This window comes from Actinophytocola sp. NPDC049390 (assembly GCF_044466355.1).
Lineage (GTDB): Bacteria > Actinomycetota > Actinomycetes > Mycobacteriales > Pseudonocardiaceae > Actinophytocola.
This window is the reverse complement of the sequence record NZ_JBITMQ010000024.1, coordinates 17,462-30,727: the sequence shown is the minus strand read 5'-3', so window position 1 is coordinate 30,727 and position 13,266 is coordinate 17,462. Positions and strand designations below refer to the sequence as shown.

The 13,266-nt window shown below is 70.7% G+C and carries 14 protein-coding genes; 6 read left to right on the top strand and 8 right to left on the bottom strand.

All coding sequences use genetic code 11. The annotated features are described in order from the left end of the window. Nucleotides 1-10: 10 nt before the first annotated feature. Both ACIBVP_RS42620 and ACIBVP_RS42615 read right to left on the bottom strand, forming a co-directional pair. Nucleotides 11-346: an HPF/RaiA family ribosome-associated protein gene (locus tag ACIBVP_RS42620; RefSeq protein WP_396112321.1), complete on the bottom strand. Its 336-nt coding sequence runs from the start codon at nucleotides 344-346 to the stop codon at nucleotides 11-13. 7 nt (nucleotides 347-353) lie between these two features. Further along, nucleotides 354-521, bottom strand: a complete 168-nt coding sequence (locus ACIBVP_RS42615) for a hypothetical protein (RefSeq protein ID WP_396112320.1) — start codon at nucleotides 519-521, stop codon at nucleotides 354-356. A gap of 107 nt (nucleotides 522-628) precedes the next feature. Between ACIBVP_RS42615 and ACIBVP_RS42610 the strand changes: the two genes are divergently transcribed. After that, nucleotides 629-865: a hypothetical protein gene (locus tag ACIBVP_RS42610; RefSeq protein ID WP_396112319.1), complete on the top strand. Its 237-nt coding sequence runs from the start codon at nucleotides 629-631 to the stop codon at nucleotides 863-865. Here the strand turns inward: ACIBVP_RS42610 and ACIBVP_RS42605 are convergent. After that, entirely contained in the window at nucleotides 852-2,306 is a 1,455-nt protein-coding gene (locus ACIBVP_RS42605) for an AAA family ATPase (protein WP_396112318.1), read from the bottom strand. The genes ACIBVP_RS42610 and ACIBVP_RS42605 overlap by 14 nt on opposite strands. A gap of 132 nt (nucleotides 2,307-2,438) precedes the next feature. Here ACIBVP_RS42605 and ACIBVP_RS42600 point away from each other — a divergent pair, with 132 nt between their 5' ends. After that, complete coding sequence (locus tag ACIBVP_RS42600) at nucleotides 2,439-3,038, top strand: DoxX family protein (protein WP_396112317.1); 600 nt, start codon at nucleotides 2,439-2,441, stop codon at nucleotides 3,036-3,038. 285 nt (nucleotides 3,039-3,323) lie between these two features. Here ACIBVP_RS42600 and ACIBVP_RS42595 read toward each other — a convergent pair whose 3' ends face one another. Together ACIBVP_RS42595 and ACIBVP_RS42590 are read right to left on the bottom strand one after the other, a co-directional pair. Next, a complete protein-coding gene (locus tag ACIBVP_RS42595; protein WP_396112316.1) occupies nucleotides 3,324-5,981 on the bottom strand; it encodes a GNAT family N-acetyltransferase in 2,658 nt (885 codons plus the stop codon). Next, nucleotides 5,978-6,553: a CBS domain-containing protein gene (locus ACIBVP_RS42590; RefSeq protein ID WP_396112315.1), complete on the bottom strand. Its 576-nt coding sequence runs from the start codon at nucleotides 6,551-6,553 to the stop codon at nucleotides 5,978-5,980. Before ACIBVP_RS42590 ends, ACIBVP_RS42595 begins: the two co-directional genes overlap by 4 nt. A gap of 232 nt (nucleotides 6,554-6,785) precedes the next feature. On the opposite strand from ACIBVP_RS42590, the gene ACIBVP_RS42585 reads away from it, so the two are divergent. Continuing rightward, nucleotides 6,786-7,493, top strand: coding sequence for a CBS domain-containing protein (locus ACIBVP_RS42585; RefSeq protein WP_396112314.1), 708 nt, complete (start codon nucleotides 6,786-6,788; stop codon nucleotides 7,491-7,493). A gap of 160 nt (nucleotides 7,494-7,653) precedes the next feature. Here ACIBVP_RS42585 and ACIBVP_RS42580 read toward each other — a convergent pair whose 3' ends face one another. Continuing rightward, complete coding sequence (locus ACIBVP_RS42580; protein ID WP_396112313.1) at nucleotides 7,654-8,589, bottom strand: Acg family FMN-binding oxidoreductase; 936 nt, start codon at nucleotides 8,587-8,589, stop codon at nucleotides 7,654-7,656. A gap of 10 nt (nucleotides 8,590-8,599) precedes the next feature. Beyond that, nucleotides 8,600-9,193: a hypothetical protein gene (locus ACIBVP_RS42575; protein WP_396112312.1), complete on the bottom strand. Its 594-nt coding sequence runs from the start codon at nucleotides 9,191-9,193 to the stop codon at nucleotides 8,600-8,602. Between the two features lie 825 nt (nucleotides 9,194-10,018). Between ACIBVP_RS42575 and ACIBVP_RS42570 the strand changes: the two genes are divergently transcribed. From ACIBVP_RS42570 to ACIBVP_RS42560, 3 genes are read left to right on the top strand one after another with little or no spacing between them, the layout of a single operon-like run. After that, nucleotides 10,019-10,309 carry a DUF4342 domain-containing protein gene (locus tag ACIBVP_RS42570; RefSeq protein ID WP_396112311.1) on the top strand — a complete coding sequence of 97 codons (291 nt, stop codon included), beginning with the start codon at nucleotides 10,019-10,021 and terminating at the stop codon, nucleotides 10,307-10,309. Nucleotides 10,310-10,316: 7 nt separating this feature from the next. Next, complete coding sequence (locus ACIBVP_RS42565; protein WP_396112310.1) at nucleotides 10,317-11,735, top strand: wax ester/triacylglycerol synthase family O-acyltransferase; 1,419 nt, start codon at nucleotides 10,317-10,319, stop codon at nucleotides 11,733-11,735. 25 nt (nucleotides 11,736-11,760) lie between these two features. Beyond that, a complete protein-coding gene (locus ACIBVP_RS42560; protein ID WP_396112309.1) occupies nucleotides 11,761-12,024 on the top strand; it encodes an SHOCT domain-containing protein in 264 nt (87 codons plus the stop codon). A gap of 368 nt (nucleotides 12,025-12,392) precedes the next feature. Here ACIBVP_RS42560 and ACIBVP_RS42555 read toward each other — a convergent pair whose 3' ends face one another. Continuing rightward, on the bottom strand, nucleotides 12,393-13,265 hold the full coding sequence (locus tag ACIBVP_RS42555) for a universal stress protein (protein ID WP_396112308.1): 873 nt from the start codon (nucleotides 13,263-13,265) through the stop codon (nucleotides 12,393-12,395). Nucleotide 13,266: the final 1 nt, after the last annotated feature.

Below are 13,266 nucleotides of genomic sequence, written 5' to 3'. Positions count from 1 at the left end.
TTTGTGTGTATCACGTGAGCCGGCGTGTGCGGCGTCGGCGGTGTGCGTGCGGCCGGTCGTCCATCTGCCGCACCAGCTTGGGCACGAGCAGGTCGACCGCCTCGCGCGCGGTCCCGCCCGTGGCGGTCGCGTGCACGTGTCTGCCGTTGACGTCGACGTCGGCCTGCGCGCGAACCGGGCGCCCGGCGGGGTCGGCACGCCGGTCGAACTCGACCCGGATCGCGAGCACCGGTTCGTGCGCGTGCCTGGCCAGGACCGCCAGCTTGGTGATGAGCAGCTCCGTCAACCCTTCACCGAATTCGCCGCGTGTGGTCAGAATCGGTTCCGGCAGTTCGATGATGTGCATTGCCGATTCACCTCGTTCCCGTCGATGTTTCGAGTGCGTCCCGGCCCGTGAGGTAGCCGATACCGCGGCCGAGGTCGACCGCGTGGTCGGCGAACCGTTCGTAGTACCGGCCGATGAACGCGAGGTCCACGACGACCTCCGCGTCGAGCCCTGACAGTCTTCGCATGGTCGTCATGACGCCATCGTGTGTGTCGACCGACCACCATCGAATCCATCGAAAGGCTGTTCTGGCAAGGACTTTCGTCCGTGTCCTGGCCGGACGTGTTGGCCGATCCTGAACACATGACAGGCGAAACAACGTCTGCGTGGCAACGACACAGGGCCGCTCGCACGGTCGCCGGGCTCGCACGGGACGCCGCCGATCTCGCCGAACTCCTCGAGATGCTCGGACTGACCGCCGCCGAGGGACGCGACCTACCCGTCGAGACGCAGCCGGAGGCACCCAGGAAACGCGTGCCACGACTGGATCCGCCGAGCGCGTGCCGTATCAACCGCCTGATGCGGGTCAGACGGTCCTGACGATCCGCATCGCCTCGGTGACCGCCGCGTCCGGGGAGCCGGAGGTATTGAGGTCACGTGCCTCCGGCCAGAGTTCCTCGTCGGCAGCCATGGCATGCGCGATCTCGGGGTCCGCGTCGGACATTGAACCGGTGCGTGTCCGCAGCCTGTCGTCTGTGACAGTGACAGGAGCGATACAGCGCAGAGGCACGAACGTGCTGCGCGTCCGCTCCGCCAGTTCTCGGGCCAGGTCCCGTGCGGCGGCAGCCGACCAGGACGCGTCCAGCACCACCTGCTCGCCACGCGCCAGCAGCTCTCCGGCTCTCCGCAGCAGCTCGGCATAGGTCCGTTCTGTGTGCTCCGGCGAATAGATCCCGGACCGGTAGGGTGCGGGCGCGTGCCACGCGGGGTCGATACCGGCGAGTTCCTTGCGCACGCGGTCACTGGACAGCAGCACCGCGCCCAACTCGTCGGCGAGACGGCCGGCGATCGTGGTCTTGCCCGATCCAGGCAGGCCACCGACCAGCACGAGCCGCACCGCACCGCGCCGGAGGTGCCGCAGTGCGATGTCCGCGTACTCACGTGCTTCACCTGCGGCCCGCACATCCCCCTGTGCGTGCCGCAGGCACGCGACCTTCACCCGCACGAACGCCCGGTAGGCGACGTAGTGGGCGCGCAATGACGCCGGGGCTGGATCTCCGCTGTACTCGGCGTACCGGTCCAGCAGCAGTGCGCCGAGTTCCGCCCTGTCGAGCCGTTCCAGGTCCATTGCCAGGAAAGCGATGTCATCGAGGCCGTCGAGCCTGCGCAGGCGGTCGTCGAACTCCAGGCAGTCCAGCACTCTCGGTCCGTCGTCGAGCACGAAGATGTCGTCGGCGAGCAGATCCCCGTGCCCGTCCACTATCCGCCCCTGGGCCAGCCGCGACGCGAACAGTTCGGCACGCCCGGCGAGGAAGTCCCGTGCCCGCTGGACGATCTCGGCGCGTGCATCGGCCGGGACGACCTCGGCACCCACCTCGTCGACCTGCGCGAAGCTCGCCTCCCATCGTGCGGACAGGGCCGCGACGGTGCCTTCCGCGTCGACATGCCGCCCACGTTCGGCGGCCGCGTGGAACGCCGCGAGCACGCGCGCCAGCCGGCTGATCTCCCCGGTCAGCGGGACGCCCGCGCGGGCCAGCGTGCTGAGTCTGCGATCCTCCGGCATCCGCCGCATCACCACCAATGGCTCACCAGGCCCTTCATCCACATCGGACACCGTGGCGATGCCAAGGTAAACGTCCGGCGCCAGCCGTCGGTTCAGCACGACCTCCCGCTGGCAGGCGGCCAGCCTGCGCGCACGCGTCCCGAAGTCCAGGAACCCCAGATCCACCGGCTTCTTCAGCTTGTACACGCGTTCGCCGACCAGGAACACCACTCCGATGTGGGTCTCCCGCACAGCGACGAACGGACTCTTCTGCGTCACCTGGTCAGCGTCTCAACAGCCCGGTTCGGCAACCAGGGACCAACGCTCGCCACGGGAAGGACCTTGGACTCCAGACCGTGCCGCGCCAACCGGTTGAGACTGATACCGAACTCCACGAAAGAGAGGTCGACAATGTCCCTCAAGGATCAACCGCACCAACACAAGGACATCCCGACGCAGCGCGCCACGACCCCGGTCGACAACGCACCCGAGCGGGGCACCAGGGCGGCCTTCGTGGCCGTCGTGCGGATCGCCACGGGGCTGGTGTTCCTGTGGGCCTTCCTCGACAAGCTGTTCGGGTTCGGCTACGCCACGCCCAGCGAACGCGCCTGGATCAACGGTGGCTCGCCGACCCAGGGCTTCCTCGGCAACATCGACCACGGACCGTTCGCGGCCATGTTCCGCGGCTGGGCGGGCGCGGCGTGGGCAGACTGGCTGTTCATGCTCGGCCTCGCCGGCATCGGCATCGCCCTGGTGCTCGGCATCGGACTGCGCATCGCCGCCGTGGCGGGCACGGTCATGATGCTGCTGATGTGGGCAGCGGAGTGGCCGCTCGACCGGTTCACCGACGCCGGCGAACCCACCATGTCCACCAACCCCATCCTCGACTACCACGTCATCTACGCCCTCGTGATGATCTGGCTGGCCATCGTGGCCGCGGGCAACACCTGGGGCTTCGGAAAGCAGTGGGCGAAACTCGACACCGTCGAGAAGAACCCATGGCTGCGCTGACCCGGCACCGGAGCTTCGCCCGGGGTGGACACCGGTCCATCCCGGGCGAATTCTTGTCACTGACCGAGGACGGTCCACCTGGACTTCAGGCGGCGCGAGCAGCTCTGGCACGGGGAGACGCCGTTTCCTGTAGCCAGCAGGCGCGCGACCTGAGCCTCGAACGCTCGCTACCGACCGCGTGCCGCCAACTGTTCGACCACGCGGGCTTCTCGCCCCACCCGCCAGGCGCATACTTCTCTTTGTCCGTCACGGCAACCTGTTACACCGCACGCCAGGCGGAGTGAATCAGGCACGGAGCTTGCGCAGGAACGGGTCGGCGGGCTCACGGGGTGCGATCCGCACGCGGGCGTCGAGCACCTGACAGCCGTCCGCACGGACGACCACCGGGTTGAGGTCCAGTTCGGTGACCTCCGGAATCGCATCGGCCAGCCTGCTGGTCCGGACCAGCACGTCGACCACTCCCTCGGTGGGCAACGGGCGGTCGCCGCCGAACAGCAGGGCCGAGGACCGCAGGCCGTGCACCATCTCCTCGGCATCCACTTCGGACAACGGGGTCAGCCGGGCGGCGCGGTCCGCGATGAGGTCGGTGTCGGTGCCGCCCAGTCCGAACACCACCAGCGGCCCGAACGTGTCGTCGGAGTCCACGCCGACGATCAGTTCACGGCCCGGTTCCGCCATCGGCTGGAGCAGCACGCCCAGCATGGCGTCGCCGAAGCGGTCACGGAAACCGGTCCACACCGCCCGAAGGTCCGCCTCGGTCGCCACGTTCAGGGCCACACCACCTGCTCTGGCCTTGTGCAGCACCCCGGCCGCGATCGCCTTCACCGCCACCGGGCCACCCAGCTCTTCGAACGCCGCGACGGCCTTGTCGACGTCACCGGCCTGGATCGACGGCACCGCCGGGATGCCGAACAGGGCGAGCAGCCGCATGGTGGCAGCGGGCGCGAGCCAGCCGCCGTGGGGCTCGGCGTGGAGGAACTCCCGCACCAGCGCTCGCGCGTCGTCGAGTCGGATCCCGTCCGGGGCATCTACTTGGCCGCCGTCCCGCCTGCGCCACCGGGCATAGGTGGCGATCCGGCCCAGTGCCGCAGCGGCCGCAGCGGGATCGGCGTAGCTCGCTGTGGCGGGTTCCGGGTCGCGCTCGTCGCCGAGCCCGGTCACCGACGCCAGCTGCCCGGGCCGGGCAACCAGGAGCGTCTTGCGGCGGTCCCGCGCGATGCCGGGTGCCGCCGTGACCGGGTCCGCGATGGCCGTCGGTACGCCCGCGGCGAGCACCGCGTCGATGCTCCCGTCGGCGAGCAGCACCTCGAGACACGCGGCGAAAGTGGTGTCGTCCACCGCGGCCGTCGTGTCGATGGGGTTGTCGAGACTCGCCTGTGCCGGCAGCAACTCGGCGAGCACGGCGCGGGTGGACTCGGCGAGTCGCGGCACGAGGAGTCCGTTGTGGACGCACGCGTCGGCGGCGAGCACACCGGCGCCGCCCGCGTTGGACAGGATCGCGACCCGGTTGCCTGCCGGCAGCGGTTGCCACGCCAGTGCGGCGAGCACGTCGGTGACCTCGCTTACCGTGTCGACCGCGATCACGCCCGCCTGCTCGAACAGCGCGTCCCTGGTGACGGCCGGGGTCGCCGCGGCCGCGGTGTGTGAGGCGGCGGCCCGCTGGGCGACGTCGCTCTCTGCGGACCGCACGGCGATGATCGGCTTGGTCCGCGCCAGCCCGCGTGCCAGGCGGCTGAACTTGCGCGGGTTGCCGAACGACTCCAGGTACAGCACGGCGGCCGCGGTGCGCGGGTCGTGCCGCCACCACAACAGCATGTCGTTGCCGCTGATGTCGTACTTGTCGCCGGTCGACACCATGGTCGAGACGCCGAGCCCGAGTTGGCGCAGCAGCTCCACGACCGCGATGCCGACTCCCCCGGACTGGGTCACGATCCCGACGTCGCCCCGGGGAACGCCGCCGCGGGTGAAGGTCGCGTTCATGTCGGCCGCCGTGTTGGCCACGCCGACGCAGTTCGGCCCGACCAAGCGCATGCCGTGGCGGCGCACCGACGCCACGACGCGGGCGGCGAGATCGGTGCCGGACAACCCGGCGGAGATCACGACCACGGCGGGAACGCCCTCCCGGCCGCACTCCTCGACGGCGTCGGGCACCGACGCCGCGGGCACGCACACCACAGCCAGGTCGGGTACCTCGGTCAGTTCGGCGACCGACGGCCGGCACGGCACACCCGCGATCTCGTCGGCGTGGGGGTTGACCGCGGTCAGCGTGCCGGCGAACCCGCCGTCGAGCAGGTTCCGCAGTACGGCGTGCCCGACCGAGCCCGGTCGTCTGCCGGCGCCGACCACCACGATCGAGGACGGGCGCAGCACGTTCGCGAGGCTGGCGACGTCGGCGACCCGGTCGCGCTCGTCGACCGCGGCGGCGAAGGTCTCGTTCTCGGTGAGCCCGATCTCCACGTTTCGTTCCGGCCCGAGCGAGGAAATCCGGTACGGCAGGCCGGTGTCGGCGAACACCTTGATCATCCGCTGGTTCTCCGCGAGGACCTCGGCCACGAACCGCGTGATGCCGAGACGCCGGGCCATGGACCCGAGGTGCTCCAGCAGCAGGGTGCCGAGCCCGCGTGCCTGTACCGCACCGTCCACCACCAGTGCGACCTCGGCGGTCGCGGTACCCAGCATCCGCTCGTAGTGCGCCACGCCGACGAGCTTGCCGCCGAGCCACGAGCCGACCGCCGCGTGCGAGTCGTCAGGAGCGCGCGCGATCCGGCGGGTGACGGCGTCGAGGACGCTCGTGCCGCTGCCGAAGAACCGGAGGTAGCGATCGTGTTCGGACAGTCGCGTGTGGAGTGCGAGCACATCGGGCGCGTCTGTCACCTCGATCGTCCGGATGACGACGACTCTGCCGTCGGCGAGCAGCGACCGCACACCGGTCGCGGCGCTCATCGGGCCGCTCCGGTCAGCCGTGCGCCGTCGTCGAAGACGTAGCCCAGCCTGTCCAGCACCTCCACCACACCCGGCACCGCGCGCGCCCGTTCGGCGATCGCGGCCCGTGTACTGCGCCACTCGACACGGCCGAGCAGTAGCGCGACCCCATCGCGGACACTCACCCTCACCGGTCGCCCGCCAGGCACCTCCGCGACGACGTGTTCGACGTCCATACGAATATCGTCGTCGTCACGGACGTACACGCTCAGCAGATCCCGACGCGACAGCACACCCATCAGCCTGCCGTGCTCGGTCACGAACAACCGCCGCACACCGGACTCGGCCAGCAACCGCGTCGCGACCGGCACCGTGGCGTCGACCGACACCGTGCGCACCGACTCGGTCATCAGCTCACGAGCGGTCACGCCAACGCCGTCCCGGACGCCCATCAGGTCGGCCGCCGACACCACTCCGATCAGCTGCCCGTGCCGGTCGAGCACGGGCACCGCACCGATCCGCCTCCGCGCCAGGATCGCCGCCACGGTGGCGAACGGTGCGCCGGCGGGCACGGACACAGGACGCCGCGTCATCACACTTCCGACCGTCCTCACCGAAACAGTCATCACGCCTCCCTCATGGATCTCTGACACCAGCTTTCCAGCGCGGACCCGCCACGATCAGGGCCGGAAGCAACAACAACGTCGACGAAGGTCCCGCGACGGACTCGGCGAGCTCAGGACCGAAGTCCCTGATCGCCGGGCCGTCCGACCGCAGCGCGGGAAGCCCCACCGCCGCACGCTGGTGGCAGTCGAGGAGGTAGCGATGAGCCACCAGAAGGTCAGGAACGTGATGAGCACCGATGTCGTCACGGTGCGGGAAGGCTCGCCGTTCAAGGACGTCGTCCGCGCGTTGTCAGGCCGGGACGTGAGTGCGGTACCGGTCGTGGACCGCGACCGTCGTGTGCTGGGTGTGGTGTCCGAGGCGGACCTGCTGATCAAACAGGGCACGCAGGAGATCGAGTTCACGCGCTCGCTGGCGAGCTGGTGGCGCAGGAGGCGGAACATGCGGCGAGCGGTCGCCACGACGGCCGGCACGCTGATGACCGCGCCGGCGATCACGGTGACCGACGACGCCACGGTCGCGGGCGCCGCCCGGCTGATGACCCAGCACAACGTGAAACGGCTTCCGGTCGTCGACGCCGACGGCGCGCTGGCCGGCATCGTGAGCCGCAAGGACGTCCTCACCGTGTTCCTGCGCAAGGACGAGGACATCCGAGACGACATCGTCGAGCGCGTCTTCGAACACGGTCTGGGCATCCCGGTCAACCCGGCGACCGTCACCGTGGCCGTCCACGACGGCGAGGCCACTCTCACCGGTCAACTGGAGCTGAAGAGCCAGGTCGACCTGGTCGAGGACATGACGAGCCACATCGACGGTGTGGTCGACGTCGTCGTGTCGATGGACTACCGCCGCGACGACACACGCGACCACGTCCCGGACCCGATGACGATCGACATCACCCGCCCGTAGCCGTTCACGGCCCCACCCTCCGGTCGCGAGGCCGGAGGGCGGCTGCTTGGACAGGGCTCACTCTTCCAACACCGGCACGCGGGCACGCGCCGCCGGTCCGCGCATCCGCGGCAGCGGCACACCGATGCCGTACAGCACGAACTCGCCACCACCACGTAGCTCACGCGATCGGATACCCGAGCCTGCACAGCACCTGGGGGAAACCGTTGAGGGACAACTCTTCGACGAGACCGGCGCGCACCTCGGGCACCTGGAGCGGCTGGGTCAGCACCGCGCATGCGAGACCCGCACCGACCGCGGTCAGCCACATCTCCTCCACAGCCATGCCCGCACGGAGGTGGTCGAGCGGACCGTCGTCCGGTGTCTCGACCAGGAGCAGGCACTCACGCGCGAGGCGGTCGGTGAGGATCACGCGATCGGGGATGGCGGTGGACCGCCGGACCAGGCCAGCCCACGGCAGTGCGGCGTCCCGCCGGGGCAGCACCGCGACGCCGGCACCCGCGACTGGATGCTCGTCGTTCGCAGTCCACGCGTTCAGCTCACGCTGGTAGACGGTGTCGAGGCGGAGCACGGCCGCGCTGTGGGACAACAGCTTCGCGAGCACGGCGGCGTCGTACCGGCCACCCAGACGGCGGATCTCGACACCGTCCACGCCGTGCGCGGCGAGCCGGCGCACGGTCGCGTCGTCCACGGGCGTCTCCAGGAACGGCGCGCGGTGGCTCCGCCGGTACGACACGGCGAGGTAGCGAACGACGTCCTCGTCGATGGGCTCGCCGCGTTCGACGACCACGACCCTGGCGACCTCACCCGGAGTCACCGGCATGGGCAGGAGGTCGATCTCCGGCACCCACCCGAGCGCGCACAGCGCGAGGCGCACGTTGGTCAGCGCGGCGCCACAGGAGATCAGGCGATCCCGGCCGTGGGGGTCGTGCTGAGGCAGCGCCCGGTCGCCGCGTGCCAGGAGCGACAGGGTGCGGGCGCCGTCGGCGCAGACGATCCGCCACGGCAGCGTGTTGTGCACCGAGGGGGCCAGCTCCGCGACCAGCCTGACGAGCCCGCGCTCCCCCGACGTCCAGGTCGGTGCCGACCTGCTCATGGTCGCTCCTTCATCTCGGCTGGTTGCGCCACTCCGGCTCGACACGCGTCCACTCCTGCTCCCACGACCGGGCCCTGCTCCGGTCGAGCAGTCGTTTCGCGCCGTAGTAGAGGAGGGCCAGCAGGCCGCCCGCGACGAACCAGCCGGTTACCGCGACCAGGACCCCGGCGAAGGCCGCGTCGGCCGGCTCCGAGGGCGGACCGACGAGCTTTCCCTGTTCGTCGAGCCAGATCGTGACCCGCGCACCGGCGTGGGTGCCCCGCTCGACGGACGCGCGGCCGGTGCCGGAGGTGCCGTCGGGCAACCGCCACTCGACCGCGGCGTGTGTGGTCGCGAAACCCGGTTCACCTCGTGCGGCGTACCCGGCGGGTGGCACGTCCTCGGTGACCACCGCCGTGGCCCGCGTCCAGTCCCGGGAGCGCCGCTCGGCGTCGTCGACGAGACCGCTGTAGGTGAGCGAGCCGAACGTGAGCATGACCGGCACCAGCACCGTCGCCAGCACGAACACGACGGTCAGGAGGGCGCCCTGCAGGCGGTCACTGCCTCGGGCCAACGGGTTCGTACCCGGTAGCAGCAGCCGCAGCAGCCGCGCGGTCCTGTTCATGGCATCTCCCGGTCCTCCCGGATGACCCTTCCGCATGCCATGTTCCAGCGGACCGCGTGCTCATGGCAGGGACGGAGGTCCCCGGGGCGGCGGGCCCAACGCACTTCGGTGTCAGCTGCCGTCGATAGTCCCTGCCATGAGAACCCCCCTTCCCGTCCGGTGGCGACGTGACGTGGATTTCCTGGTGTCCCGAGGGAAGGAGCCACGGGCACCGCCCGGTGCCCGTTCTGCCCCGGACCGCACGAGGACACCGCTTCGGAACGTTGGCGGACGCCCGCACCGCGGGGACCCTGCTGGCGCGCACGTACGGTGCGCAACCGCCGCGTGCTCTCGCCACGGCTGGAACCCGGCGACCGCGACGGTGACGGAGGTGACAGACGTGTTGGCGGCATGGCGGCAACGCCACCGCGCGTTGCGCGCCGGCGCCGCCGAGGTGGTCGTGTTCCGCGACGAGGGCGCGGCTGCCGGGGTGTCGCCGGTCCACCCGCAACCAAGGCAGGAGCATCGCGGAGGACGTCATCGCCGCCTTCGTCCCGTTCGCACCCACAGCAGACTTCGAAATGTTGCTCATGCCGACGATGCACTGCGCGGACTTCGGCGCCGTTCCTGGCCTGGTACCTACGTGTCGTTTCCCGGCTCCGCACGCACGCCGGACTGGAACTGGCGGGCAGCATCCCGGTGCTCACCGTCTGTCCGGAGGTATGCACGCACCAGCTGTGTGCCGCGTCGCGGGGTCCAACGCCGCGCCGGCGGGACCGAACGTCCCTCGTGTGACGGGTCGGGCCAGGATCACGATGGCCAGGTGAACACGGAAGGAGCGGGAGAATGACCGTCGAGCAGGAGACGCGGCGCACGCGGGTACGCGTCCGCGGGCAGGCCCTCGTCGACAAGGTGAAGGAACTGGTGCACCAGGGCAACGTCCGCCGGATCATCATCAAGAACGAGACCGGCCACACCGTCATCGAGATCCCGTTGACGGCGGGCGTGGTCGTGGCCGTCGCGGCGCCGGTCGTGACCGCGGTCGGCGCGATCGCCGCGCTGGCCAACGAATGGCACATCGAGATCGAGCACCAGCCGGAACCGCGGGCCGAGGACGGCCCCGACGCCGAGCAGTGAGTCCAACGTGGAACGGCTCGGTCCGCTCGACGCGGCGTTCCTCGCCCTTGAGGACAGCGACCGGCACGCATCGCTCGCGATCGCGTCGGTCGCCGTCCTGAGCGGTCCGGCGCCCGGACAGGAGGAGTACGTGGCGGCGATCGGTCCGCGGTTCGCCGCAATCCGGCGCGCCAGGCAACGGGTGCTGCGGGTGCCGTTCGACCTCGGCGCCCCGGTGTGGGCCGACGACCCGGACTTCGACGTCGGCTACCACTTCCGCCGCACCGCGGTACCGGCACCCGGCGACGACGAGGCACTGCACCGGCTCGTCGCACGCATCATGGCCCAGCGGCTGGACCGCGACCGGCCGCTGTGGGAGTGCTGGGTGATCGAAGGGCTCGCCGGCGACCGGTGGGCGGTGCTGACCAAGCTCCACCACTGCATGGCCGACGGCGTGTCCGGCACCAGGCTCTACCACGCGATCTTCGCCGACACGCCCGCAGCCGCCCCGACCGCGGCCATGGATCCGGCGCCCGGGCCCATGGGCCTCGTTCTCGACGCGGTGGGAGATCTCGCCTGGAAGGCGGTCGGCCAGGCCGGCGTGTTCCTCGACATGGTGCGCTCCCCGATGCGACTGATCCGCGGTGCCGCCGAACTCGCGGCAGCGATCAGGCCCACGACACCGTCATCCCTGTCCGGATCCATCGGCACCGCCCGCCGCTACCACGTCGCGCGGGTTCCCCTGCCCGCCGTCGTGCGGGTCGCCAAGGCCTACGGCACGACCGTGAACGACGTGGTGCTGACCGCGATCAGCGCCGGACTCCGGGCGATACTCCTCAGCCGCGGCGAACGACCGGACCCGCACACGGTGCGCACGCTCGTGCCGGTGTCGGTCCGGGCGACCGGTGACCTGGACGAGCTCGACAACCGTATCTCGTTGCTGCTCCCCTACCTGCCGGTCGACATCGCCGACCCGGTCGACGCCCTGGCCGAGGTGCACCGCAGGTTGGTGCGGGAGAAGGCGACCGGTGAGGCAGAGGCCGGCCGGGCGTTCACCGAGCTCGCCGCCCGAGAACCGTTCGCACCGGTCTCCCTCGCGATCCGGTTCGCAGCGCGGTTACCGCAGCGTGCCATCGTCACGGTCACGACGAACGTGCCGGGGCCGCGGGCGCCGCTGCACGTGCTGGGCCGGAAGGTGCTCGAACTCCTGCCGTACGTGCCGATCGCGGTGCGCCTGCGGCTCGGCGTAGCGGTGATGACCTACTGCGACGAGGCCGTGTTCGCCGTGACAGCCGACTTCGCCACGATGCCCGACGCCCCGTTGGTCACCGACGCCATCGAGCGCACGGTGGCCGAGCTCGTGCGCGTCGTGGACACCGGGGTCGTTCGTCCCCGCGCTCCGCGACCTGCGTCCCTGTCGGGGAGCTCACATCAGCGGGACGGTTGAACCACACCACGAAGGAGGTGTCGAGATGCCGTACTGGGACCACGACCACGCTGGGGGCTGGGGATGGTTCGGTGTCGTGATGATGATCGTGACGTTGGTCGTCTTCTGGGGCGGACTCGGGACGATCGCGTACCTCGTGCTCCGCGGACTCGGACGCGGACGCGGCGGTGGCCACGAGGTCGACCGCACCGCCGACCGGATCCTCGACGAACGGTTCGCCCGCGGTGAGATCGACGCGGACGAGTTGACGGCACGCCGTTCGGCGCTGCGGCGCGCGACGACGCGATGACCGCGGGCCACGCCGACCGCTTCGCACCCCAGTCTCGACCTGGCGAGGTCAGTGGACAGCCTTGCTGCCAAACACGCGGTGACAGTCCCGCGACGTCAGTCGCACGACGATATTTGTCCAAGACTGGTGGTCGGCGACCGTGCACCATCCTCGCATGAGTGAGAACGGGGTTGAGCGTGCGCAGGGGATACACGTGGTGCACGACGGTCCGCGGCAGGCGCCGCCGCTGGTGCTCATCCACCGGGTCGGGGGCCTCGAGTTCTTCGTGGAGCCCGGGTGGTCCCGGCCGTTGCTGGCCATCACCACGTCATCCGCGTCGTCGCTGCCGGTGACCATCTCGCCGACGGCCTCATGCCCCGGTCCCGACATCACGCCTTTCGCTTCTCGCCGACGACGGCGACCGGGCAGGTGGCGTGGTGGAGGACCGCGTGAGTGGTGGCGCCGACGGCGCCCGGTACCAGCCCGTGCCTGCCGTGTGTCCCGACCACCACCAGCTGGGCATTCTCCGCCTGTTCGAGGATGCCGTCCACCGGGCGGCCGCGGACGAGCGCGCCGCGCACCTCGACCCCGGCATACCGTGCCCGCACCGCGGCCAGTTCCTCGTCGAACGATCGCCTGCGTGCTGCGGCGATGCCGTCCCAGTCGATGTTCGCGGGCAACCGGCCTGCCGCCAGCAGACCTTCGTACGTCCACGTGTGCACCAGCACGACCGGCACCCCGCGCGCGGCCGCCGCGGCGACAGCGAAGTCGAGCGCCTCCGTGGCGGTGCCGCCGACGTCCACGCCCACCACCACCGGGCCGTCGGACGGCGGTGGGCCGCCCCGGGTGGACGCGCGCAGCACGACGACCGGGCAGTGGGCGTGCGCGGCGAGCACGTTGGCGACGGATCCGAGGAGCAGGCTGCGGAAGCCGCCGAGGCCGCGTGAACCGACCACCACGAGCGCGGCGTGCTCGGTCTCCTCGACCAGTTCCCGCGCCGGCTGACCGCTGCCCAGTTCCGTGACGACACGGACGCCAGGTGCCTCCTCCTGCGCCGACGCCCGTGCCGACGCGAGCCATTCGCGTCCCTTCGCGGACAGTTCCTCCGCGTACATGTCCTCCGCGGGCAGCAGCAGCGGCATCTGTCGGATGTGCACCAGCCGCAGGACCGCGCTCCGGCGCAACGCCTCGAGCGCGGCCCAGCGCGCCGCGTGGACCGCGGACGTCGAGCCGTCGACTCCGACCACGATCTGTTCAGCCATC